Source organism: Polaromonas sp. P1_G2, from assembly GCF_056405515.1.
Genome location: NZ_JBFUBY010001515.1, coordinates 1 through 390, shown reverse-complemented (window position 1 = coordinate 390; position 390 = coordinate 1). Strand labels below are relative to the sequence as shown.

Annotated in this window: 1 protein-coding gene; it reads left to right on the top strand. The window is 54.6% G+C overall.

What is annotated here, in order from left to right; all coding sequences use genetic code 11:
- Positions 1–337: hypothetical protein (locus tag AC1D0P_RS31335; RefSeq protein ID WP_477680287.1), on the top strand; the 337-nt coding region annotated here is incomplete at its 5' end.
- Between the last annotated feature and the right edge of the window lie 53 nt (positions 338–390).

Sequence of the window (390 nt, the reverse complement as noted above, 5' to 3'; positions counted from 1 at the left end):
GTCTCCGCTTCCGTTCAGTTGGAAGATAGCAAGGAGCGCGAAGATGGCAACACAGCAAGAATTGCAGGAACAACTCACAGACCTCAAAGCGGAAATCGTCGACCTGTCGCAGTCGATCGCATCGATTGCCTCGAAAAATGCGAGTGACGCACTCGACTACAGCACACACGGTCTACGCGACGCAGCACATCGCGTCGAAGACCAAGGGCGAGAAATGGTCGCAGTGGTGCGGGACAATCCTGGCACCGCGTCCACCATTGCAATCTCAGCCGGTCTCCTCGGGCTGGCCATTGGATATGTTATTGGCGGAGCTCAGACGTCAACAAGCAGGCGATAAGGTTTTTGGTGGGCGGCAATTGAAACGCACATTGCCGCTATAGAGTTGAAAAC